Origin of the sequence: Mesoterricola silvestris (assembly GCF_030295405.1) — a bacterium.
Taxonomy (GTDB): Bacteria; Acidobacteriota; Holophagae; order Holophagales; family Holophagaceae; genus Mesoterricola; species Mesoterricola silvestris.
Map to the genome: position 1 here is coordinate 780,283 of NZ_AP027080.1, position 23,298 is coordinate 803,580.

At 68.7% G+C, this 23,298-nt stretch carries 18 protein-coding genes and 1 tRNA gene; 7 read left to right on the forward strand and 12 right to left on the reverse strand.

Features of this window, described 5'->3' with window-relative positions; translation table 11 throughout:
* Positions 1 to 33 precede the first annotated feature (33 nt).
* From R2J76_RS03280 to R2J76_RS03315, 8 genes are all read right to left on the reverse strand, one after another.
* The gene (locus R2J76_RS03280) at positions 34 to 666 is read right to left on the reverse strand and encodes a YqiA/YcfP family alpha/beta fold hydrolase (protein ID WP_316414356.1); all 633 of its coding nucleotides are present in this window, start codon (positions 664 to 666) and stop codon (positions 34 to 36) included.
* Entirely contained in the window at positions 659 to 1,597 is a 939-nt protein-coding gene (gene fabD / locus R2J76_RS03285) for an ACP S-malonyltransferase (RefSeq protein ID WP_316414357.1), read from the reverse strand. The genes R2J76_RS03280 and fabD overlap by 8 nt, the downstream gene beginning before the upstream one ends.
* Positions 1,598 to 1,666: 69 nt before the next feature.
* Positions 1,667 to 2,332, reverse strand: coding sequence for a translation elongation factor Ts (tsf, locus tag R2J76_RS03290; protein WP_316414359.1), 666 nt, complete (start codon positions 2,330 to 2,332; stop codon positions 1,667 to 1,669).
* 87 nt (positions 2,333 to 2,419) lie between these two features.
* Positions 2,420 to 3,178 (reverse strand): 30S ribosomal protein S2, encoded by a 759-nt coding sequence (gene rpsB, locus R2J76_RS03295; protein WP_316414360.1) that lies wholly within the window; start codon positions 3,176 to 3,178, stop codon positions 2,420 to 2,422.
* Between the two features lie 170 nt (positions 3,179 to 3,348).
* The gene (gene rpsI, locus R2J76_RS03300; RefSeq protein ID WP_316414361.1) at positions 3,349 to 3,741 is read right to left on the reverse strand and encodes a 30S ribosomal protein S9; all 393 of its coding nucleotides are present in this window, start codon (positions 3,739 to 3,741) and stop codon (positions 3,349 to 3,351) included.
* A gap of 15 nt (positions 3,742 to 3,756) precedes the next feature.
* Entirely contained in the window at positions 3,757 to 4,194 is a 438-nt protein-coding gene (gene rplM, locus R2J76_RS03305; protein WP_316414362.1) for a 50S ribosomal protein L13, read from the reverse strand.
* A gap of 102 nt (positions 4,195 to 4,296) precedes the next feature.
* On the reverse strand, positions 4,297 to 5,382 hold the full coding sequence (locus tag R2J76_RS03310; RefSeq protein WP_316414363.1) for a hypothetical protein: 1,086 nt from the start codon (positions 5,380 to 5,382) through the stop codon (positions 4,297 to 4,299).
* A 54-nt stretch (positions 5,383 to 5,436) separates the two neighbouring features.
* Complete coding sequence (locus R2J76_RS03315; RefSeq protein ID WP_316414364.1) at positions 5,437 to 6,018, reverse strand: gamma carbonic anhydrase family protein; 582 nt, start codon at positions 6,016 to 6,018, stop codon at positions 5,437 to 5,439.
* A gap of 172 nt (positions 6,019 to 6,190) precedes the next feature.
* On the opposite strand from R2J76_RS03315, the gene R2J76_RS03320 reads away from it, so the two are divergent.
* The 4 genes from R2J76_RS03320 to R2J76_RS03335 all read left to right on the forward strand — a co-directional run bounded on the left by R2J76_RS03320 (position 6,191) and on the right by R2J76_RS03335 (position 11,603).
* Complete coding sequence (locus tag R2J76_RS03320) at positions 6,191 to 8,023, forward strand: TonB-dependent receptor domain-containing protein (RefSeq protein ID WP_316414365.1); 1,833 nt, start codon at positions 6,191 to 6,193, stop codon at positions 8,021 to 8,023.
* Between the two features lie 40 nt (positions 8,024 to 8,063).
* Positions 8,064 to 8,138, forward strand: a tRNA-Val gene (locus R2J76_RS03325).
* A 73-nt stretch (positions 8,139 to 8,211) separates the two neighbouring features.
* A complete protein-coding gene (efp, locus tag R2J76_RS03330; protein WP_316414366.1) occupies positions 8,212 to 8,778 on the forward strand; it encodes an elongation factor P in 567 nt (188 codons plus the stop codon).
* Positions 8,779 to 9,395: 617 nt separating this feature from the next.
* A complete protein-coding gene (locus tag R2J76_RS03335) occupies positions 9,396 to 11,603 on the forward strand; it encodes an HAD-IIB family hydrolase (RefSeq protein ID WP_316414367.1) in 2,208 nt (735 codons plus the stop codon).
* Here R2J76_RS03335 and R2J76_RS03340 read toward each other — a convergent pair.
* Positions 11,545 to 12,999: a glycoside hydrolase family protein gene (locus R2J76_RS03340; protein ID WP_316414369.1), complete on the reverse strand. Its 1,455-nt coding sequence runs from the start codon at positions 12,997 to 12,999 to the stop codon at positions 11,545 to 11,547. The two genes, R2J76_RS03335 and R2J76_RS03340, sit on opposite strands and share 59 nt — an antisense overlap.
* 211 nt (positions 13,000 to 13,210) lie before the next feature.
* On the opposite strand from R2J76_RS03340, the gene R2J76_RS03345 reads away from it, so the two are divergent.
* Complete coding sequence (locus R2J76_RS03345; RefSeq protein WP_316414370.1) at positions 13,211 to 13,870, forward strand: Crp/Fnr family transcriptional regulator; 660 nt, start codon at positions 13,211 to 13,213, stop codon at positions 13,868 to 13,870.
* A 407-nt stretch (positions 13,871 to 14,277) separates the two neighbouring features.
* Here the strand turns inward: R2J76_RS03345 and gltA are convergent, their stop codons facing one another.
* Complete coding sequence (gene gltA, locus R2J76_RS03350; RefSeq protein WP_316414371.1) at positions 14,278 to 17,034, reverse strand: NADPH-dependent glutamate synthase; 2,757 nt, start codon at positions 17,032 to 17,034, stop codon at positions 14,278 to 14,280.
* A gap of 182 nt (positions 17,035 to 17,216) precedes the next feature.
* Between gltA and R2J76_RS03355 the strand changes: the two genes are divergently transcribed.
* Complete coding sequence (locus tag R2J76_RS03355) at positions 17,217 to 18,161, forward strand: carbamate kinase (protein WP_316414372.1); 945 nt, start codon at positions 17,217 to 17,219, stop codon at positions 18,159 to 18,161.
* A gap of 12 nt (positions 18,162 to 18,173) precedes the next feature.
* Here the strand turns inward: R2J76_RS03355 and R2J76_RS03360 are convergent, their stop codons facing one another.
* Complete coding sequence (locus tag R2J76_RS03360; RefSeq protein ID WP_316415879.1) at positions 18,174 to 19,763, reverse strand: methyl-accepting chemotaxis protein; 1,590 nt, start codon at positions 19,761 to 19,763, stop codon at positions 18,174 to 18,176.
* Between the two features lie 230 nt (positions 19,764 to 19,993).
* Positions 19,994 to 21,820 carry a translational GTPase TypA gene (gene typA / locus R2J76_RS03365; protein ID WP_316414373.1) on the reverse strand — a complete coding sequence of 609 codons (1,827 nt, stop codon included), beginning with the start codon at positions 21,818 to 21,820 and terminating at the stop codon, positions 19,994 to 19,996.
* A 157-nt stretch (positions 21,821 to 21,977) separates the two neighbouring features.
* Here typA and R2J76_RS03370 point away from each other — a divergent pair, with 157 nt between their 5' ends.
* Positions 21,978 to 23,234 (forward strand): type IV pilus twitching motility protein PilT, encoded by a 1,257-nt coding sequence (locus R2J76_RS03370; RefSeq protein WP_316414374.1) that lies wholly within the window; start codon positions 21,978 to 21,980, stop codon positions 23,232 to 23,234.
* Positions 23,235 to 23,298: the final 64 nt, after the last annotated feature.

Consider the following 23,298-nt stretch of genomic DNA (forward strand, 5'->3'; position numbering starts at 1 on the left):
CCTGGCCGGGACACGTGCGATGCCCCGGACGGCTTAAGGGAGGGCTGAACGGAGCAATTGATCGAGGATCCTCAGCGTGGGTTCCGCCAGCAGGGCGTGGTCGTCGTCCACTTCCACGAGTACCGACCCCGGGTGCCGGGACGCGAAGGCGCGGCTGGAGTCGAGGGGGACGGCCTCGTCCCGGGTGCCGTGGAGGATGGCCAGGGGCACCTCCAGGGTCCACCGGTCCTCGTCCGCCCAGGCGGGGAGGTCCGCCAGCAGTGCGGGGCCCAGGCGGGTCCAGGCGTTGCGGGCGTGGTGGAAGATGGGCATGGTGCCCCGGCGGCGGTAGCCGGCCCAGCGGGGGCCTTCCAGGCGCCGGGCGGCGAAGCCGAAGGCGGGGGCCAGGAGGATGAGGCCGGCCAGGGCGGCGCCCCGCTGGGCCACGGCGGCGGCCACCAGGCCCCCCAGGCTGCTGCCCACCACCACCGGAGGCTCCGGCAGGGCGCCCAGGAGGGCCTCCACCGCCTCCACCTGGGCGGTGACGGTGAGGGCCTCGAAGGTGGGCAGGTTCAGGTCCGGGGCGTGGTAGTCCAGGCTCCGCGCCCCGGCCCAGCGCCGGCAGTGCTCGCCCTTGGACCCCCCGGGGCCCGAGGCGAAGCCGTGGAGGTAGACCAGGCTAGGCAAGGGCCTGCAGGTCCTCGGGGCCGCCGATGGCGTAGGCGGCCACCTCGATGCCGGCCTCCTTGGCCTGGCGCTTCACCAGGCCGCTGAGCACCTTGCCGGGGCCCAGTTCGTAGAAGGCGGTGACGCCCTCCCGGAGCAGGGCGGCGGTGAGGGCCTCCCAGCGCACGGCGCCGGGGATCTGGCGCACCAGGCCCTCCCGCAGGGCCGCGGGGTCGCTAACCAGGGCGGCGTCCACGTTGTTGGCCAGGGGGCAGGAGGGCTGGGCGAAGACGGTGGCGGCCAGCAGGGGCTCCATGTGGGTCTTGGCGGGCTCCATGAGGGGGCTGTGGAAGGGCGCGCTCACGGGGAGCTTGACCATCTTGCGCACGCCCTTGGCCTTGAGGATCTCCATGGCGGCGTCCACCCCCTCCACGTGGCCGGCGATGACGATCTGGCCGGGGCCGTTGAAGTTGGCGGGGACCGCCACCTTGCCGGTCTGGGCCTGGGCCTCGGCGCAGGCGGCCTCCACGTCGGCCACGGTGGAGCCCAGGATGGCGGCCATGGCGCCCACGCCCACGGGCACGGCCACCTGCATGGCCCGGCCCCGCTCGCGCACGGTGCGCACGGCGTCGGCGAAGCGGAGGGCGCCGTTGGCCACCAGGGCGCTGTACTCGCCCAGGCTGTGGCCGGCCACGAAGTCGGGCTTGGGCAGGCGCTCCCCGTAGGCGCGCACCACCATGGTGCTGTGGGTGAGGATGGCGGGCTGGGTGTGCTCGGTGAGCTTGAGCTGCTCCTCGGGGCCCTGGGCCATGAGGGCGGAGAGCCGGAAGCCCAGGGCCTCGTCGGCCTCCTGGAGAAGGGCCCTGGCGGCGGGTTCCGCCTCGGCCAGCGCCACGCCCATGCCCACGGCCTGGGAACCCTGGCCCGGGAACAACCACGCGGTCTTGCTCATGAAACCTCCTGAAATGGAAGAAGGCGGCGCAGGGGCCGCCTTCTCGATGCTGTGGGTGCGTCGCCCGGCCTACTTGTTGGCGGCGGCGGCCTGGGCGGCCACTTCCGCAGCGAAGTCGTCGTTGCGCTTTTCCAGGCCCTCGCCCATCACGTACTTCGTGAAGCGGCGGATGCTCAGCTTCTCGCCGATCTCGGCGGTCTTGGTGGCCAGGTGCTGGGCGACGGTGAGATCGCCGTTCATGATGAACTTCTGCTCCAGGAGGCAGACTTCCTCGTAGATCTTGTTCATCTTGCCTTCGACGATCTTCTCCACGACGGCGGCGGGCTTGCCGGTGGCCATGGCCTGGGAGGTGGCGATCTCCTTCTCCTTGTCCAGGAAGGACTGGGTCACCTCTTCCTTGGTCACGAACTGGGGCGCGGGGTCGTGGGCGGCGATGTGCATGGCGATCTCGCGCACGAGCCGGGTGAAGTTCTCGGTGCGGGCCACGAAATCGGTCTCGCAGTTGAGCTCGATGAGCACGCCCACGCGGCCGCCGGGGTGGATGTAGGACTCCACGATGCCTTCGGCGGCGATGCGGCCGGCCTTGGCGGCGGAGGAGGCCAGGCCCTTCTTGCGGAGGTAGTCCATGGCCTTGTCCATGTCCCCGCCGTTCTCGTCCAGGGCCTTCTTGCAGTCCATCATGCCCAGGCCGGTCTTGTCCCGGAGGGCCTTCACATCTAGGGCCGTGTATGCCATTTGGAAACTCCTGTGGAAAGTCGCGTAAGAACTGAGCGGTCAGCCGCCAGGCCCGGGGCCGGCGCCTGACCGCTTGAAGCAGGTAGCCTAGGCTTCGCCGCCTTCGTTCATCTTCTCGGCCATCATGGCCTTCATGTTGTCGCTGTCGCCCTTGTCCTGGAAGGACTGGCGGCCTTCGAGGATGGAGTCGGCCACGCGCTCGGAGAAGAGCAGGATGGAGCGGATCGCGTCGTCGTTGGCGGGGATCACGTAGTTGATCTTGTCGGGATCGCAGTTGGTGTCCACCAGGCCCACGATCTTCAGGCCCAGCTTGGCGGCCTCGGTGATGGCGATGTCCTCGCGGTGGGGATCGATGACGAAGATGACGTCGGGAACCGCGCGCATGTCCCGGATGCCGGCGAAGGAGGCTTCGAGCTTCTCCTTGGAGCGGGTCAGGGTGAGGATTTCCTTCTTGGTCAGCTGGGCGGTGCGGGCGGGATCATTGAGGGTGGCCTCGATGTCCTTGAGCTTGTCCAGGGACTTCTTGATGGTGGCGAAGTTGGTGAGCATGCCGCCCAGCCAGCGGTTGTTCACGTAGAAGGCGCCGCAGCGCTGGGCCTGCTCGGCGATGAGCTCCTGGGCCTGGGGCTTGGTGGCGACGAAGAGGAAGTTCTTGCCTTCGCTGGCGGCCTTGGTGAGGAAGTTGGCGGCCGTGTTCCAGAGGCGGAGCGTCTTCTGCAGGTCGATGATGTAGATGCTGTTGCGGGCGCCGAAGATGTACTTCTTCATCTTGGGGTTCCAGCGCTTGGTCTGGTGGCCGAAGTGCACACCGGCTTCAAGCAGTTCCTTCATTTGGATGGCAGCCATGGAAGGCCTCCCGGGGAAAGCGGCGGATGCCGCGGGGGATGGAGGGCGAAGGGGAAATCTCCGCCCGAATCGACTCCGGCCAAGTCAAGCGGCAAGCCGCCGTGGGGAGTCCGTCAAACACGCGAACGGGGAGATCGAATCTCCCCGTCCTGGATACGCATTGCCAAAGACTAGCGCTTCGAGAACTGGAAGCGGCGACGGGCGCCCATCTGACCGGGCTTCTTGCGTTCCTTCATGCGAGGATCGCGGGTGAGCAGGCCGGCCTGGCGGAGCATGCTCTTCAGCTGGTCGTTGTAGCCCAGGAGGGCGCGGGAGAGGCCCATGCGGATGGCCGAAGCCTGGCCGGCGGGGCCGCCGCCGGACACGGACACGACCAGATCGAACTTGCCATCCAGCTCGGCCAGAACGAGGGGCTGGTGCACCACCATGCGCAGCACGGCGTTGGGGAAGTAGTTCTCCTCGGTGCGGCCGTTCACGGTGACCTTGCCGGTGCCGGGACGCAGGAAGACGCGAGCCGTGCAGGACTTGCGCCGACCGGTTCCGTAGTTCTGGGAAATCGCCATGTGTGCCTCGGTAGATTAGAGCTTGATAGCCAGGGTTTCAGGCTGCTGCGACTGCTGCTGGTGCTCGGCGCCGTCGTAGACCTTGAGCTTGCGATACATCGCGCGGCCCAGGGGGCCCTTGGGCAGCATGCCCTTCACGGCGCTCTCGATGATGCGGCCGGGGAAGGTGATCTTCATGACGTCCGCCCGCACCTCGACCATGCTGCCGGGCTGGGTGCTGGTGCGGCGGTAGAACTTCTGCGTGCCCTTCTTGCCGGTGAAGACGGCCTTGGCGGCATTGATGACCACCACGTGGTCGCCGGTGTCGATGAAGGGGGTCCAGGTCGGCTTGCTCTTGCCGGAGAGGACGTCGGCGACGACGGTGCTCAGACGGCCCACGGGCAGTCCGGTGGCGTCCACGACGAACCACTTGCGGTTGATGAGGTCTTGACCCTTGGGGAAATAGGTGCTCATGGCCGAACTCCGAAAACCTACGAATTCGATGTGAAATCCATCGTCAAGCTGCCCATCTTGTGATGCGCAGAACACCAACTTTATCGTTGATCCCCTAGGGGGTCAAGGACTCTTTTGAAGAGTTGCGAGGCTCCAGAGCTCCTGGGCCACGCGGCTCGCGCCCATGCCGTCCACCAGGGCCATGCCGTCCCGCACCTGCTCCTGGCGGGTCTCCTGGCCCTCGGGGCCCAGCCACTGCTCCAGGGCGTCCCGGGTGGCCTCGGGGTCGGCGTCGGTGCCCAGGCCCAGGTCCAGGCACCCGCCCACCCGGGCCAGGTCCGAGAGCATGATCTGCTGCCGGTCGTTCTGGCCCCAGGTGGCGGCGGGGACCCCCATGCAGAGGGCCTCGGCGAGGGTCAGGCCCCCGGCGCACCACAGGGCGTCGAATTCCTGGAGATGGCGGGTGAGGGCGGGCAGGCTCCGGAGGATGCGGCAGCCCGGGAAGGGCGGGGCCTCCAGGCCCTGGGGGGCCAGGAGGGTGCAGGCGCCGGTCCAGCGCCCCGAGGCCGCCAGGCTGCGCAGCACCTCCAGGGCGCGGGCGGCGAGGCCCGGGCCGTCGGTGCCGCCGAAGGTCACCAGGAGCTTGTGCACCGCCAGGGGCTGGAGCGGCTCCCGCCGGGGCCGCACGGCCAGGGCCTGGGGATCCACGACGATGTAGTGGGAGCCCCGGAGGATGCGGCAGGCGCCGCGGCTCGTCTCCAGGGGCCGCACCTTGCGGCCGTCCACCACCTTCAGGGGGGAGGCCGGCCAGCTCACGCCCTCCAGGTAGGGCTGGAAGAGCAGGTCCGCCGCCTCGTGGGCGTCCCCCTCGTCCTCCATGAGGGCCACCTTCAGGGGCCGGGCCCCGGCCACGTCCTCCTGGGTGGCGTCCCACAGGTCCACCAGGGCCACGGCCGCCTCGGCCCGGAGGGCGTCCGGCAGGGGCGCGTGCAGGTCCTCCCCCAGGTCCACGGTGCGGCAGGGCAGGGGCTGGCCGTCGAAGGGGTGGAGGCCCTGGCCCACCTGGCGGGCCCGGGCGTCGCCGGAGACGGCGATGCAGGCGGTGCCGCCCAGGCCGCGCCAGTGTTCCTGGAGCACCAGGGCCCGGGCGAGGTGCCCGAAACCAAGGCGGAGATCGGTGTGGACGCGGAGGACGAGGAGGGGGCTCATGGGGCTCTGGGGTTTCAATGGAAGAAAGTCTAGCCGTAAACGGGCCTTCCCCGCCTAGGGGAAAAGATGCCCCTCCCGGAAGCCGGGTTCAGGGAAGGCCGCCGCGGGGGACACGGCCACGGGCCACCCGTCCTTGAAGTAGGCCTCCTTGTAGTGCACGTACCGCGGCCAGATGCCGGCCACCAGCTCCCGCTGCGCGGGGGAGAGGGGACCCTTCACCGTGGCGGGCCACCCCGCCACCAGGGTCCCGGGCGGGGCCTTGAAGCCCTCCTTCAGGAGCGATCCTGCCGCCACCAGGCACCCTTCGCCCACGTCCGCGCCGTCCATGATCGTCGAGCTCATGCCCACCAGGGCCCCGCGGCGCACGGTGCAGCCGTGGAGCATGACGTTGTGGGCGATGCTCACCTCGTCCTCCAGGGTGAGGGACCACCGCTGGTTGGTGACGTGGAGACAGCAGAAATCCTGGATGTTCACCCGGCGCCCGATGGAGATGGCGTTCACGTCCCCCCGGAGCACGCAGTTGAACCACACCGAGGTGTCGTCCCCCAGGGCCACGTCCCCCAGTACCGTTGCGTTGGGGGCCACCAGGACGCGTTCGCCGATGCGCGGAGCCATGCCTTGGAATGGAAGAATCACGGATCACCTCGGCAACCACGATACACGGAAGGCGCGGAATCCTGGTTCCGGGTGGTGATTCAATTATCAACTCATAGAACCCCGGGCCGGATTCCCACACCAAGAAGGGACCCGGCAGCTTCCTTGGATTTGGCCCTATGGCCAAACGCCGGCTTTCCCGTGGGAGGGTGGAATGGCAAGGCCTTGGCTTCTGGGTGGTGTGATTTACGCGACGTTCATCGGACAGGGCCTCCTGGGAGCGGAGGGCCGCCGCCCCTCCCAGGCGGGTTCCGAGTCCTCCCAGTTCTTCGCCCGGGGTTTCGAACTGGAATTCGGGAACGATTTCGAGGTGGACCTGGGGGGCCTGCCGCTCAACACCCCCTCCCACGTGCGGGGCCCCGGCTACCTGGACACCGCGCTGGTGATCCCGGAGGTGGTGGAGGGCTTCCAGTACGCCCGGGGCCTCTACCGTTCCACCCAGACCGCGGTGGCGGGGAAGGCCTCCATGGAACTGGTCGCCGCCCAGCGGGAGCCCTTCTTCTCGGTCACGTACGGGGGAGCGCGCACGGACCGCTTCGCGCGCTTCCTCTGGACCGAGACGCTGCCTTCGCGGCTCACCTACGCCCTGGACATCACCCGCACGGAGCGGCCCTGGGACGACCTCCTGGGCTCGGCGCGCATGAACGCGGCCTTCCGCAAGGACGGCGAGGGGCGCCACGGACCCTGGACCTTCACCCTGCTGGGTTCGGACGACAGGACCGACGGCGGCGGCGCCAGCCCCGCGCGCCCCTGGACCGGGGGCGGCGGCCCCGACGACGCCCGGGTGGGCGACGGCACCTGGAACCGGCGCGTGCTCCTGGGCTGGCGCCTGACCACCCGGAGCGGCCCCGGTTCCTCCGGGCAGGTGCGGGTCTACGCAGGCGGCCACCATCAGCGCATCTGGAACAACTGGACCTACTTCCTGCGGGACCCCGTGAAGGGGGACCAGCTCGAGCAGGTGGACCGCAGGGCCTTCGCGGGCCTGGATTCCGAGCGCACCCGGGACCACGGCCCCTGGACCTTCCTGGCGGGCCTCCAGCTGCGCGCGGACCGCGTCACCGCCGAGGTGAACCCCACCCTGGACCGCAAACCCGTGGACGCCTCGCCCACGCCCCGCCAGACGGCGACGGGGGGCCTGTACCACGGAACGGCCCACGGCCAGGCCACCTTGAGGATGGGCCATGGGTGGGAGTCCTTCCTGGCCCTGCGCCTGGATCTCCAGACGAACCGCATCCGGACCTCCACGGGCCCCTGGACGCCCCAGGACCGCAGCATGGCTCTGGGCAGCCCCCGGGCCGGAATCTCCTTCTCGCCGTCGGAGGGGACGGTCTTCTCCGCCAGCGCCGGCCGCGGGTTCCGGGTGGGCGACGCCTTCCGGGACACCCAGCCCATGGTGCGCACCACCAGCGTCGAGGTGAGCGCCCAGACCCGCCCCCTGCCTCCCTGGGTGGCCAGCCTCACCCTCTGGCGCCTGGACCTGGAAACCGAGGTCCTCTTCGACCCCGGCCAGAACGCCTTCACCTCCCGGGGCCCCGCCCACCACGAGGGCCTGGAGCTGTACAACGAGGTGAAGCGGGGCCCCTGGCGCGGGGAGCTGGCGTGGGGCTGGAACCGGGCCGCCTTCAAGGCCCCCGCCCACGGCCTGGACCAGGTGCCCGGCGCCGTCCCCCTGACGGGGTACCTGGGCCTGGGCTGGAAGGACCGGGGCTTCGCCCTGGAGGCCAAGGTGCGCCGCACCGGGGTGCGCCCCCTCACCCCGGACGGGGCCGCCCGCGCCAGCCGGCAGGACGCCCTGGAGCTCAGGGCCGAGGTGGCCCTGGACCGGTGGACCTTCGGCGTCGAGGTGATCAACGCCTTCAGCCTCAAGAAATTCAATTACGAGTACCAGTACGCCTCGCGCTTCCCGGACGGGCCCGTGGTCCAGGACCTGCACCGCAAGGCCGCCGACCCCCAGGCGATCCGGGTGGAAATCCGGCGGCGATTCTGAGCTGGACAAAACCCAGGACGGTGCTATTCTAATGGACCGCGGGCGTATAACTCAGCGGTAGAGTGCTACCTTCACACGGTAGAAGTCTCAGGTTCGAATCCTGATATGCCCACCACCGACACATGGCCCCTGGGTAACACCGGGGGCCATCTGATTGGAAGTCACAAAAGATTCCACGAGGTGATTCCATGCCCTTCATCAACGCCGTCCAGCTCCGCGTGGGGATGATCGTCAATTTCGAGAACGAACTGTGCCGGGTGACCGCCGTGGAGCACCAGACCCCCGGCAACCTTCCCGCCCGCATCGCCACCAAGATGAAGCGCCTCAAGGACGGCCTCAACCGGGAGAACCGCTTCGGTTCCGCCGAGAAGGTGGACAAGGCCAGCCTCGAGCAGCACATGATGGAATTCCTCTACGAGGACGGCGGCAACATCGTGCTCATGAACGGCGAGACCTACGAGCAGATGGAGATCCCCAAGGAATTCATGGGCGACGACGCCGTCTTCCTCCAGCCCAACATGGTGGTGGAAGTCGAATTCTACGAAGAGAAGCCCCTGAGCATCACCCTCCCCCCCAGCGTCGTGCTGGAGATCGTCGAGACCGAGCCCGTCATGAAGAACGCCAACGCCACGGGTTCCTACAAGCCCGCCAAAATGGAGAACGGCGTGATCGTGAACGTGCCGCCCTACATGGAAGCCGGCGAAAAGATCCGCGTGAACACCGTGGACCGCTCCTTCATGGAACGCGTCAAGTAGAAGCCGCTCGTCTCCTGGAAAGGCCCCGGGGTTCCGGGGCTTTTTCGTGCCCGGCGGGTTGGACGTTTCGGGCTGTTCGGGCATTCCCTGCCGGGGGCTGGGGGGCGGGGCGGCGAGGTTCCTGGGGGAGCGGGCGGCCCATGGGGTTCCGGTCCGGCGATCCGACACAACGGTAGCGCCAGCAGCAAGCTGCTGCTGGCGCTTGCCGTCATCCTGTGACGAAGGGTGGGGAAGGATTAGGGGGCGGCCAGCCGAAGTGGTGGGGAGGGGACCGGATGGGGCGGACGGGGTAACGCTCAGGCATTCGGGGTGGGAATGCATGTCGAAACGTACTTCCTGCGCTGGATGCCGAAGGCGCGCGCCCCGCCTCTCCTTCCACCTATCGTCATTGGATGACGGCAAGCGCCAGCAGCAGCTTGCTGCTGGCGCTATCGGTGGGTCGGCGCAGGGGGGGAGGGACCCCGGTGGGTCGGGCTCTTCCCCTGGAACCAGGCGGAACGAACGGGCAGCCACCGGCAGGGAAGGCGTGGGCGGGCGGGAAGGTCCAAACGGCCCCGCCCTGGAACCCCCCGCCTTCGACCGGCATCTCATCGGGACGCACTGTCCTGGAGATTCGGGTGAGGGAAAATGGCATCTACATCCTGTTGATCAGCGTCCATGGGCTGATCCGGGGGGAAGCGCCGGAGCTGGGGCGGGATCCGGATACGGGGGGGCAGGTGCTCTACGTGCTGGAGTTGGCCAAGGCGCTGGGGAGGCGGCCGGAGGTGGCGCAGGTGGACTTGCTCACCCGGTTAGTGCAGGATCCGGGGCTGCCCGCGGACTACGCCCGGCCGGAGGAGGCGCTGGGGCCCCATGCGCGGATCATCCGGCTGCCCTTCGGGCCCCGGCGGTACATTCGCAAGGAGCTGATCTGGGACCACCTGGACCAGCTGGTGGACCGCTTCCTGGTGTACGCCCGGGAGCTGCCGCGGCTGCCGGATCTCCTGCACAGCCACTACGGCGACGCGGGGCTGGTGGCCCAGCGGTTGTCCGCTCTCCTGGGCATCCCCTTCCTGCACACGGGGCACTCCCTGGGGCGCTGCAAGCGGGACCGGCTCCTGCAGGCCGGCGGGAAGGAGGCGGCCCTGGAGCGCACCTTCCACTTCCAGCGGCGCATCCGGGCGGAGGACGAGGTGCTGAGCCACGCGGCGCGGGTGGTGGCCAGCACCCGCCAGGAGGTGTCCGAGCAGTACGGGCTCTACGGCCACTTCGATCCGCGCCGGGCGGTGATCATCCCCCCGGGCACGGACCTGGCCCGCTTCACGCCGGCGGTGGGGCGCCGGGCCGACGCCGCCGTGGCGTCCGTGGTGGACCGCTTCCTGTCCCGGCCCCGCAAGCCCCTGCTCCTGTGCATCGGCCGCCCCGTGCCCTCCAAGAACATCCTGGGCCTGGTGGAGGCCTTCGGGCTGGACGCGGAACTGCGGGCCAAGGCCAACCTGCTCCTGGTGGCCGGGCACCACGAGGACATCCGCGACATGGACGAGGAGGGGCGGCGAACCTGGGAGAGCCTGCTGCTGACCCTGGACCGCCACGATCTCTTCGGCTCCGTGGCCTTCCCCCGCACCCACGCGCCGGGGGACATCCCGGGCTTCTACCGCCTGGCGGCGCAGCGCCGGGGCGTCTACGTGAACCCGTCGGTGCAGGAGAGCTTCGGCCTGACGCTCATCGAGGCCGCGGCCACGGGGCTGCCCGTGGTGACCACCGACTCCGGCGGCCCCCGGGACATCGTGGCCAACTGCCGCAACGGCGCGGTGGTGGAATCCCTGGAGCCCGCGGCGCTGTCCGCGGCCATCCGGGAGGCCCTGGACGACCCGGCCCGGTGGGCGGTGTGGGCCCGCAACGGCCTGCGCCGGGTGCGCGACACCTACAGCTGGGACGCCCACGTGGACAAGTACCTCAAGGTCCTCCAGCGCGTCCTCAAGCGCGGGCGCAAGCGGATCCGCCGGGAGCGGGCCTCGGTGGATCCGGCCCCGGGCACCTCCCCCTTCCTCCATGCCCGGGCCGCCCTCATCTGCGACCTGGACGGCACGCTCCTGGGGGACCGGGACGCCCTGGACCAGCTCCTGGCCTGGATCCGCCGCCAGCGGGGGGCCCTGGCCTTCGGGGTGGCCACGGGGCGCAGGCTGGACAGCGCCCTGTGGGCCCTCCACGCCTGGGGCGTGCCCGAGCCGGACGTGATCATCAGCGGCATCGGCACCGAGATCCGCTACGCCTTCAACCGCACCCCGGACCTGGCCTGGGAGAACCACATCCGCCAGGGCTGGCGCCGGGAGGAGCTGGCCGCCCTCCTCAAGGACGTCCCCGGCCTGCGCCCCCAGAACCGGCGCCGCCAGGGCCCCTACAAGCTCAGCTACACGGTGCGTCCCGGGCGCTTCCCGCCCCTGGAGGAGGTGGCGGCCTCCGTGAACCAGGCCGGGCTCCGGGCCAACCTGGTGTACTCCGAATCCCGCAACCTGGACGTGCTGCCCCACTGCGCCTCCAAGGGCCACGCGGTGCGCTACCTGGCCTTCAAGTGGGGGATCCCCCTGGACCGGTTCCTGGTGGCGGGGGATTCGGGCAACGACCGGGACATGCTCCTGGGGGACAGCCTGGGCATCGTGGTGGCCAATCACAGCCAGGAGCTGGGCGAGCTGCGGGGCCGGTCCCGGGTGTACTTCGCCAGCCAGGCCTACGCCGCCGGGATCCTGGAGGGGATCCGCCACTACAGCCTCCGGCTGCCCCTGCCCCTCACGCCTGATCCTGCCCCGGCGCCTCCATCGTCCGGAGGCTCGGCGTCCCGAGGGTGATTTCCGCGCTCTCCAGGTAGATGCCGAGGCTGCGCCCCGAGAACCGCGTGTCCACCAGGGACAGGCGCACCACGCCGTTCACCGAGAGTTCGATGTAGCCGCCCCAGCGGATGAGCTTGAGGGAGTACCGCCGGTCGGCGATGGGGGTGAACTCCCCCACCTGGAGGCTTTCGTAGATGTAGTTCTGGAACACCCGCTCCAGGCGGTTGCCCCAGGCCCGGATCTGGGCCTTGCCTCGCTCCGTGTCCAGGGAGATGAAGTAGCCGTTGAGCAGGTCGTCCAGCCCGAACACCAGGCCGCAGTCCCCCTGGCGCAGGGTCTGCCACTCCATCTCCCAGATCCAGGAGCCCTCGGCCATGGGCACCGTGAACAGTTCGAACCCGCTGCGGCAGGCGAAGCGGATGCGCTCGCCATCCTGGTCGCACCCCGCCGTGGGGTTCTCCAGGCAGGGCTTGAAGTTGTCCTTCAGGAAGGGGACCGCGCCCCGGATCTTCTCCGCCCAGCGCTGGTAGCTCACCAGTTCCAGCCTCCCGTCGCCGCGCTTGCGCAGTTCCTTGGGCGGCGGCAGGCTCCGGGCCCCGGTCTCCACGTTGAGGCCGTCGATGTAGAAGGTGAAGATGAGGGTCCGGTCCCCGTCCAGCATGGCCCGGGCCGCGTAGTTGCCCTTGGGGAGCAGGACGTTGTTGTTGAAGGCCTGGTACTCCCCCTGGAAGGTCTCGCTCCACCAGTAGTGCACCTCCACGTCCTCCCGGATGGACCCGATGAGGTAGTAGGTGCCCTCCAGTTCCACCAGGCAGGGGCATTCGATATCGTCGTACATGCGGGGGTAGAAGAGGGGCGGCTCGATGACGTAGCCCTCCTCCGCCCGCCGAACCAGCCCCACGCACCCCCGCCGGCTTACCGGACCACCAATCACCCGGGCGCACAGCAGGAGCCATTCCTGGCCCCCGCTGCGCCACAGGAAGGGGTCCCGGAAGGACACCCAGCCCCGCTCCGAGTAGCCCGGGCCCTCGTAGTGGCTGCCCGTGGGCAGGAGGGGGAGGTTCTTCTCGTTCTCCTTGCGCCAGGCCACCAGGTCCCGGGAAACCGCCCGCCCGATGCGCTGGAAATAGCCGTTCTCCGCCCGGTGCAGCCCCGTGTAGAACATCTCGTAGAGCTTGCGCTGGGGGTTGTGGCTCACGTGCATGGTCCAGAGCATGTCGTCGTCCCAGGTGCCCGGCTCCCCCGTGAAGATGGCGTTGCGGGTGCGGGTCCAGTTCAGCCCGTCCTGGGACACCGCGTGGGCGATGTAGTCGTGGTTGGGCAGCACCAGGTGGAAGAGGTGGAAGGTCCTGCCCCGGCGGATGACGTCGATGTCCCCGATCTCCCACTCCCTGAACCCGCGAGATGTGTACATCCCCTGTCCTTCGAACGGTTTGATTGAAGCGTGCATGGGTTTGATTCCCGCCGGCCCCGGCTGTTCCAGGAAAAAAGGGGAAGATTGCCCGCGCGGGAATATCCAATTTATTACCGGGTGGTCTGCTTTAGATCCGCGCGGGGATTCACGATCGACCTCGTTGTGTGATACAAATCACTGTGCAATTGGGGTGCTCATGGGGCAGGCCATCGTGAATCTGAGACGCATCGATTACCTGGCGGGGCTGCCGGCGGCGGAGGCCGAGGAGCTGGCCACCGTCAGCGAGCTGCGGAGGTACCCCAACGGAAGCCCCGTCTTCACCCAGGGGGAGGCCATGCCCGGGGTGTTCGTGGTGGTGCAGGGCGCCCTCAAGGTGTTCCGCACCGACGGCCGCGGCAAGATCCAGGTCATCGACATCCTCCAGCCCGGCACCTGCGTGGGCGAGGTGCAGGTGTTCGACGGCGGCGTGGCCGCCAGCGGCGCCGAGGCCCACGGGGACACCGAGTGCTGGCTGGTGCCCGCCGGCGCCCTGCGCATCATGGCCTCCAAGAACAACGCCGTGGCCATGTGCATGATCCAGCACTTCGCCGGCAAGGTCCGCCACCTCATCTCCCTGGTGGAGACCCTCAGCCTCCACAGCGTCCCCGAGCGGGTGGGCCAGCTGATCCTGGAGTACCAGGGCCGCAACCCCGGCCGGGCCCTGGTGGAGTTCAAGGAGACCCAGGAGGACCTGGCCCAGTGCATCGGAGCCAGCCGCGAGGCCTTCAGCCGCGCGCTGCGGCTCCTGGCGGACCTGGGGCTCATCCAGAGCACCTTCCCCGTCGTCCGCATCCTGGACATCCAGAAACTCCAGCGGTACGCCCGGGGCTGATCGTCTCGAGCGCCGGAGGTTGGGACGTTCGGCACGGTCCGGACCTTCCCTGCCGGGGGCTGCGGACCGTCGCGCTTTTGTTCCATCCGGGAACCGCGACCCATCGGGGTCCCGGCTCCATGCGCCGACGCATCGGTAGCGCATTCGCGGCAGCGAGCTGCCGCGAATGCGCTTGCCGTTGTCCAGGGTAGGTGGGGATTCCTGGGGGGTGGGGCCCCCGTGCCGGGGGATCCGGCAACCCGCTGCCTGGATACGGCAAAGCGCTCGCAGCAGTCATGCTGCGAGCGCTCGCGGTGGGTCGGCGACTGGGGTCGGGACAGCGGTGGGCCGGGACCGCGGGTGGGGACCTGGGGCATCCGCCCTGCGGCCACCGGCGGGGAAGCTCTGGACCGGCCGACGGGTTCCGGCTAGTGGGCCATCAATTGCTTGTGCATGGCTTCGGCGGCCCGGCGGCCCTGGCCCATGGCGAGGATGACCGTGGCGCCGCCCGTGATGACGTCGCCGCCGGCGAAGACGCCGGGGACCGTGGTTTCGCCGGTGGTCTCGTCCACGCGGACCACGCCGCCCTTGAGGGTCTTGAGGCGGTCCTCGGTCTGGGCGATGAGGGGGTTCACGGAGAAGCCCAGGGCCACCACCAGGGTGTCGCAGGGGAGGGTCACGGTCTCGGCGGTGGCGCGCACCCCGCGGCGGCCGTCGGGGCCGGGCTCGGTGAGCTCCATGACGGCGCACTCGATGTGGGTGATCCAGCCCTTGTCGTTGCCGATGCAGCGCAGGGGGTTGGTGAGGAAGTGGAAGTGGACGCCCTCCTCCTCCGTGTGCTCCAGCTCCTCCTTGCGGGCCGTGGATTCCTTGATGGTGCGGCGGTAGACGATGGAGACCGATTCGGGGCCCAGGCGCCTGGCGGCGCGGGAGGCGTCCATGGCGGTGTTGCCGCAGCCCACGATGACCACGTGCTTGCCCACCGTCACCGGCGTGCCGGATTCGGGGAAGAGGTCGGCGCGCATGAGGTTGATGCGGGTGAGGAACTCGTTGGCGGTGTAGATGCCCTTGAAGTCCTCGCCGGGGATCCCCAGCATGCCGGGGAGGCCCGCGCCGGTGCCCATGAACACGGCGTCGTTCTCGGCGCGCAGCTCGGCGAGGGTCATGGAGCGCCCCACCAGGGTGTTGAGGACGAACTTCACGCCCATGCGGCGCAGGGTGTCCACTTCCTTTTCCACGATGGCGTTGGGCAGGCGGAATTCGGGGATGCCGTAGAGCAGCACGCCGCCGGGGCGGTGCAGGGCGTCGTAGACGGTCACGTCGTGGCCCTTGCCGGCCAGTTCCCCGGCGACGGTGAGGCCCGCGGGGCCCGCGCCCACCACGGCCACCTTGCGGCCCGTGGGGGCGGCCATGGGCGGCGTCTCGGGTTCCGCGGCCAGGAGGGCGTCGGCGGCGAAGCGCTCCAGGCGCCCGATGCTCACGGCGTCGCCCTTGATGCCCACCACGCACTTGGCCTCGCACTGCTTCTCCTGCGGACACACCCGGCCGCACACGGCGGGAAGGCTCGAGGACTGCTTGAGGATGCGGGCCGCCTCCAGGGGGTTGCCGGCTTCGATCTGCTTGACGAAGGCCGGGATGTTGATGTTGACGGGGCAGCCCTCGATGCACTTGGGCACCTTGCAGTCCAGGCACCGCGCGGCCTCCAATTGGGCCTGCTCCGCGTTGAGGGCCAGGGTCACTTCCGAGAAGTTGCCGATGCGGATGGCCGGGTCCTGGCAGGCCGCCACCTGGCGGGGGATCTTCATGCGCTGGGCGGGCTTGAGGGAGGGGAGGTCCAGGTTCTTCCAGTCCAGGTCGGCCACGGGGGCGATGAAGGGCATGTCGGCGTCCGTCACCGGGTGGGTGGCCATGCCCAGGTTGCACACGTGGTCCTGGGCCGCGGTCTCGTCCTCCTTGTACCAGTTCTGGCGCATGCGCAGCATGTTGAAGTCGACCTTGTGCCCGTCGAAGTCGGGGCCGTCGAAGCACGCGAACTTCATCTCGCCGCCCACGGACACGCGGCAGCCGCCGCACATGCCCGTGCCGTCCACCATCAGGGCGTTGAGGCTCACGAGGGTGAAGATGCCCTTCTCCCGGGTGGATTCGGAAACGGCCTGCATCATGGGCATGGGGCCCACGGCCACCACCTCGGCCACGGGCTCGCGCTCCAGGATCTCGGCCAGGGGCTGGGTGACGATGCCCTTGCGGCCCAGGGTGCCGTCGTCGGTGGTGATGATGAGCTCGTCCGACGCCGCCTCCAGCTCCTCGGCCAGGAGCACCCGCTCCCGGGAACGGCCCCCCAGCACCGTGACCACCCGCTGGCCGCGGGCCTTGAGGGCCTGGGCCGCGGGGAGGATGGCCGCGCTGCCGTAGCCGCCGGCCACCAGCACCACGGTGCCCTCGTCCACCAGTTCCGTGGGCCTGCCCATGGGACCGGCCACCGCGAAGAGCTTATCGCCCTGGTTGAGCTTGCCCATGGCCTTGGTGGTGGCGCCAACCTCCACCATGACGAAGCGGATCCAGCCCTTGCGGGCGTCGCCGTCGGCCAGGGTGAGGGGGATGCGTTCGCTCTTTTCGAAGGGGGCCACCATGAGGAACTGGCCCGGCTTGCGGCCCCGGGCCACCATGGGGGCCTGGACGATGAAGCTCCAGGTCTCGGGGGCCAGGAGGCGCTTTTCCAGGATGAGGTAGCCGTCGGCGTTGACCTCGTCGCCCATGTACAGCGACTTGCCCTTGAGCAGCGGCAGCATGATGTGCTCTTCGGTGTCGATGTGCTGGCGCACCAGGTCCATGAGCCTGCGGGCCTGCTCCTGGTAGACGCCGGGCTCGGCCACCGCGCCATTGGAGTTGGCCGCCAGGAGGAGGAGGGTGAGGTCCCACATCTCCCGGTGGTCCCCGATGAGCTGGTCCATGAGGGCCTCGGCGCCCAGTTCCTCCAGCAGCGGCAGCAGCTCGCGTTCCTCGGCCTCGTTGTGGGGGCGGAGCACTTCGTACACCCACCGGCAGGCCCGGTCCACCTGGGCCCAGTCCCGGGCCAGGAGGGCGGCGGACAGCTCGGCCATGGTGTTCATGGCCGAAAGGTGGAGCAGATGCCACTCGCCCATGGAGGTTTCGTCGTGGACCAGGGAGGGGGTGGAAAGGGGCATGGGCGTCTCCGGCATTCGATAAATATGCACCAACGGCAGAGGGGACGGGGCGCCGGGGCCACCCAATGTGCCCCACGTCACTCGCCGGAGGTTTGATTGATAATTGACCCAGAGGTCGAAAAAAACGATTGAAAAAAATTTATCATAAAAGGTAAAATTTTTCATCCAATCGGAGGAACGTCATGACCAGGACCGTAGTCATCGCCATCGGCGGCAATTCCCTCATCGCCGACGACTCCCACCAGTCCGTGGCCGATCAGTACGAGGCCGCCGCCGAGACCTGCGTCCACATCGCGTCCATGCTCAAGGCGGAGGACCTCCGCCTGGTGGTGACCCACGGCAACGGGCCCCAGGTGGGGTTCATCCTGCGGCGGTCGGAGCTGGCCGCCCAGGAACTGCACATGGTTCCCCTGGATTCTTGCGTGGCCGACACCCAGGGGGCCCTGGGCTACCACCTGCAGCGGGCCATGCGCAACGAATTCAAGCGCCGGGGCGTGAACCGCACCCCCGCCACCGTGGTCACCCAGGTGCTGGTGGACCGGGCCGATCCCGCCTTCGCCAAGCCCAACAAGCCCATCGGCTCCTTCATGAGTGCCGCCCAGGCCGACGAGCACCGGGCCAAGGACGGCTGGGATCTGGTGGAAGACGCCGGCCGGGGCTTCCGCCGGGTGGTGGCCTCCCCCCGCCCCCAGGCGATCCTGGAACTGGAGGCCATCAAGAGCCTCCTGGACGCCGGTTTCGTGGTGGTGGCCGGGGGTGGCGGGGGCATCCCCGTGGTGGAGGACGCCGAGGGCCGCCTCACCGGCGCCGCCGCCGTCATCGACAAGGACCTGGCCTCCAGCCTCATGGCCCGGCAGCTGGGCGCCGAGCTCCTCATCATCTCCACCGCCGTGGAGCAGGTGTGCCTGGATTTCGGCAAGCCCACCCAGCGGGCCCTGGCGAAGATGGACCTGGCCGAGGCCCGGCGGTACATCGCCGAGGGCCACTTCAAGCCCGGCAGCATGCTGCCCAAGATCGAGGCCGTGGTGGCCTTCCTGGAAGGCGGCGGCCGGGAGGCCCTCATCACCGACCCCGCCCACCTGGCCCAGGCCCTGCGCGGCGAAACCGGGACGAGGATCGTTCCCTAGCTAGGAGCCGGTCTAGACCTTGAAGTGGCGGACCTTTCCCTGCAGGTCCTCCGAGAGCCGCGTGAGTTCCTGGGCCGTCCGGGCCACTTCCGACGTGGAGGCCGACATCTGGGTCACCGCGGACGCCACCGCGATGGCCTGCTGGGAACTGGCGTCCACCTGCATGGCCACCTCGGAGCCGGCGCTGGCCTGCTCCACGGTGGCGGCCGCCACCGTGCGGGTCTGGTCCGCGAAGTCCTTGAGGGTGCTCCGGATGGCCTCCAGGGTTTCCACGGTGGTCTCCACGGTGGATTCGCCCTTGGCGACGGCCTGACGGGCCGCGTCGATGAGGGCGCTCACTTCCTTGGCCGAGGTGCCGCTGCGCTCGGCCAGTTTCCGCACCTCCTCGGCCACCACGGAAAAGCCCTTGCCCTGGGCGCCGGCCTTGGCGGCCTCGATGGCGGCGTTCAGGGAAAGCAGGTTGGTCTGGTTGGCGATCTCCTGGATGACCCCCACGGCCACGGAAATCTGCCCGGCCGTGCCGGCGATTTCCGTCATGGCCGCGTTGGTGGTGGAACCGGCGGCCTCGCCCTTGTCCGTGGCCCGCAGGGCCTCGTCCAGGAGCTGGAGGGAGGCCTGGGCCCCGGCGTTCACCGAATCGATGGACCGGGCCAGTTCGTTCACGGAGGCGGCCATGGATTCGCTGCCCCGGCGCAGGTTTTCCGACACCTGCGCGATGTCCTGGGAGGTGGTGGCCATCTGGTCCGCCGACGCCGAAAGCTGCACGGCCCCGCTGGCCACCCCCTCCACCCCGCCGCGCACATCCGTGAGCACGGCCTGGAGCCGTTCCACCATCGCGTTCAGCCGCACCCCCATGGCGCCGAACTCGTCCTTGCGGTCCAGGGCCGCCCGGGCCGTGAGATCGCCCTCGGCCACGGTGCCCAGCAGGTTCCCGAAGGCCACCAGGGGATCGTTCACCTGCTTGAGGAGGGCCCAGCCCAGGAAGGCGCCGCCCAGGATGCCGAAGGTGGCGAAACCGATGCCCAGGATCGTGCCCCGGCGGAACTGGACCTGGCCTTCGGCCAGGGCCTCCTCGGCCCGGCGGGCGTTGTCCTTCACCAGGGCCGCGCCCAGGGGGCCCATCTGCTGGTCCAGGGGATCCATCTTCTCCCGGAGGATCCTGCGTCCGGCCTCCACGTCGCCCTTGCGGGAGGCGGGAAGCACGAGATCCCGGCGGACCCGCATCTGCTCCAGGAGGAGGGCGTGGTACTGGGGCCCCACCTTCATGGCCACCTCCGAGGTGAGGGTTCTCTTGTACCGTTCCCACGCCGCGTCCAGGTTCGCGTCCATCTTGTCCATGTCGGCCTCGATGGCGGCCTTCTCGGCGGGGCTCGTGGCCCGCAGGTGGTTGTTGATCAGCACCAGGGCCCGCAGGGTGGCGGTGCGCACGACGGTGAGATCGCCCACGGGCAGCAGCTGGTCGTGGTAGATCTGGTCGCACCGGCCCTGGGCCGCCCACACGTCCTTGATGGCCAGGCCCAGGGTGACCAGGAGCACGAAGGAGAAGGCTCCCACCACCACCTGGATCTTTCTTTTCACCGGCAGATTCTTGTAGTCGAACATCACGTGGCCCTCGGGTCGTACGGGATCCGCCAGGATGGGACGTGGCCGGACCGGGTGGGAATCCTCCTGGAGGCAGGCTGAGCCACGGTCGGATTCGGGGTGAGCCTCCAGGATTGGGGGCCCCGGGGGCCCCGTCCAATACTTTTTGAGAATGCCAATGATCGCGTTTGGATATCAATGTACGCGCGAAGGCCGGGTCCAGGGACCCGGCCTTCGGGGAATGGGGCCGACTAGTTGTTGGACCTGCGGTCGGCCTTCTTGCGGTCGTTCTCGGACAGGATGCGCTTGCGCATGCGCACGAAGTTGGGGGTGACCTCCACCAGCTCGTCCTGCTCGATGTACTCCAGGGCCTGCTCCAGGGTGTGCTCCCGGGGCGGGGTGATGCGGGTGGCCTCGTCGGCGCCGGAGGAGCGCATGTTGCTCAGCTTCTTGACCTTGCCGATATTGACCACCAGGTCGTTCTCGCGGGCGTGCTCGCCGACGATCATGCCCTCGTAGCACTTGAAGCCGGGGTTCACGAACATGACGCCCCGGTCTTCCAGGCTCATGAGCGCGAAGCCCACGGCCTCGGTCTGGTCCATGGAGATGAGCACGCCGTTCTTGCGCCGGGGCAGGTCGCCCTTGTAGGGGCCGTAGTGGCTGAAGAGGCTGTGGAGGATGCCTTCGCCGCGGGTGTCGGTCATGAACTCCGAGCGGTAGCCGATGAGGCCGCGGCTGGGGATCTTGAAGTGGAGGCGGATGCGGCCCATCTCGTTGGCCATGTCCTGCATCTCGGCCTTGCGGGCGCCCAGCTTCTCCATGACCACGCCCATGAACTCCTCGGGCACGTCGATGGTGATGTCCTCGTAGGGCTCCAGCTTCTCGCCGGTGGCGGGGTCCGTGTGGAGGATCACCTCGGGCCGGCTCACGCACAGCTCGAAGCCCTCGCGGCGCATGGTCTCGATGAGCACGGCCAGGTGCAGCTCGCCGCGGCCGGAGACCTTGAAACTGTCGGGGCTCTCGGAGTCCTCCACCCGCAGGGCCACGTTGTGCTGCAGCTCCTTGGTGAGGCGCTCCCGGATGCGCCGGCTCTGGGTGTGCTTGCCGTCCTGGCCCGCGAAGGGGCCGTTGTTGACCACGAACATCATGGAGATGGTGGGCTCGTCGATGTCCACGTAATCCAGGGCCTGGGGATTGTCCTGGCTGGCGATGGTCTCGCCCACCCGGATGTCGGGGATGCCGGCCAGGGCGATGATCTCGCCCGCGGAGGCCTCCGTGAGGTTCACCCGGGTCAGCCCCTCGAAGCCGTAGAGCATGGAGACCTTGTGGTTCTGGATGGAACCGTCCCGCTTGATGAGGCTGACCTGCTCGCCCACCTTGATGCGCCCGTTGACGATGCGGCCGATGCCGATCTGCCCGACGAAATCGTTGTAGTCCATGAGGGTGACCAGCATCTGCAGGGACGCGTCGGGGTCTCCCTTGGGGGCGGGGCAGTGCTTGACGATGGCGTCGAAGAGGGGGTCCAGGTTCTCGGCGGGATCGTTGATGTCCATCATCGCGTAGCCCTGCTTGGCGCTGGCGAAGACGCAGCAGAAGTCCAGCTGCTCCTCGGTGGCGCCCAGCTCGATGAGGAGCTCGAAGACGGCGTCCTGGCTCCACAGGGGGCGCGCCCCGGGGCGGTCCACCTTGTTGATGACGACGATGGGCCGCAGGCCCAGGGCCAGGGCCTTGCGGGTGACGAACTTGGTCTGGGGCATGGGGCCGTCGAAGGCGTCCACCACCAGGAGGACCGAATCCACCATGCTCAGCACGCGCTCCACCTCGCCGCCGAAGTCGGCGTGGCCGGGCGTGTCGACGATGTTGAAGCGGTAGCCGCCCCAGTGCATGGCCGTGGTCTTGGCGAGGATGGTGATGCCGCGCTCGCGTTCCTGGTCATTGCTGTCCATGGCCCGTTCCTGGACCCTCTGGTTGTCCCGGAACATGTGGGCGCCCTTGAACATGGCATCCACCAGGGTGGTCTTGCCATGATCGACGTGGGCGATGATGGCGATATTACGGATCTTCTCGATGGCGGTCATTCGGGTCCTTGGAAAGATCTGGCAACCGGGTGCGGTCCCGGCAGAACCTTCGATTTTAACAGACAAAAGGCATTTCACCCATCCCGGAATTGCCCGGAAGGCTTAAGATAGTCCGGAATGAATCCATAGGTATCCGGAAAAAGCAGCGGAGCGGGTCATGCATATCAATGAATTGCTCACCACTATCGTTGATCTGGGCGGCTCCGACCTGCACCTCAAGGTCGGGAACTACCCGGTCGCCCGGGTGAAGGGCCGCCTCACCCCCCTGACTCAGTTCAAGAAGCTGGTGCAGGAGGACACCATCGCCATGGCCTACTCCATCATGGCCACCGACCGCCAGAAGGCCAAGTTCAAAGAGAACATGGACATCGATCTGGCGTACTCGGTGCCGGCCCTGGGGCGGTTCCGGTGCAACATCTTCAACCAGCGGGGCACGGTGGGCATGGTCCTGCGCGTCATCCCCCGGCGCATCTTCTCCATCGAGGATCTGATGCTCCCCCGGGCCCTCAACAAGATCTGCGAGGAGCAGCGCGGGCTGGTGCTGGTCACCGGCACCACCGGTTCGGGCAAGTCCACCACCCTGGCGGCCATGATCGATCTCATCAACGCCACGCGAAGTGAGCATATTCTCACCATCGAGGACCCCATCGAGTACCTCCACCGGGACAACCTCTCCATCATCAATCAGCGGGAAGTGGAGGCCGACTGCAAGAGCTTCGCCACCGCCCTGCGGGCCGCCCTTCGCCAGGACCCCGACGTCATCCTCGTGGGCGAAATGCGCGACTACGAGACCATCGAGACCGCCATCCACGCCGCCGAGACCGGCCACCTGGTGTTCTCCACCCTCCACACCCTGGACGCCTCCGAGACCATCAACCGGGTCATTTCGGTCTTCCCCCCCCACCACCAGAAGCAGATCCGCATCCAGCTGAGCCAGGTGCTCAAGGCGGTCATCTCCCAGCGTCTGGTGCCCCGGGCCGACGGCCAGGGCCGGGTGCCCGCCGTGGAGGTGCTCATCGCCACCGAGACCGTCAAGGCCTGCATCGAGGACAAGGACAAGACCAAGGGCCTCAAGGACGTCATCGCCCAGGGCACCAGCCAGTACGGCATGCAGACCTTCGACCAGAGCCTCTACTTCCTCCTGCAGGAGGGCCTCATCACCGTCGAGGAGGCCCTGAAGCGGGCCACCAACGTCGGCGAATTCAAGCTCCGCCTGGAGGGCATCGCCTCCACCAGCGAAATGTCCCGCTCCAACATGGACCGGGGCATGTCCATCAGCACCGGCATGGGCCGGGAGGCCGGGGGCGTTCCCCTGTCCTCCCCCCAGGCCCCCCGTCCGGAGCCGGGGCGCCCCCAGAACAAGCCCGGCGACCAGGGGCCGGGCGGGGACATCAAGATCACGCTGGCACGCTAGGCCTTCCGGGGCCCGCCGGAGAGCCAGGATGGGTCGGAGCCAAGCCCAGCCTTCTCTTTATCCC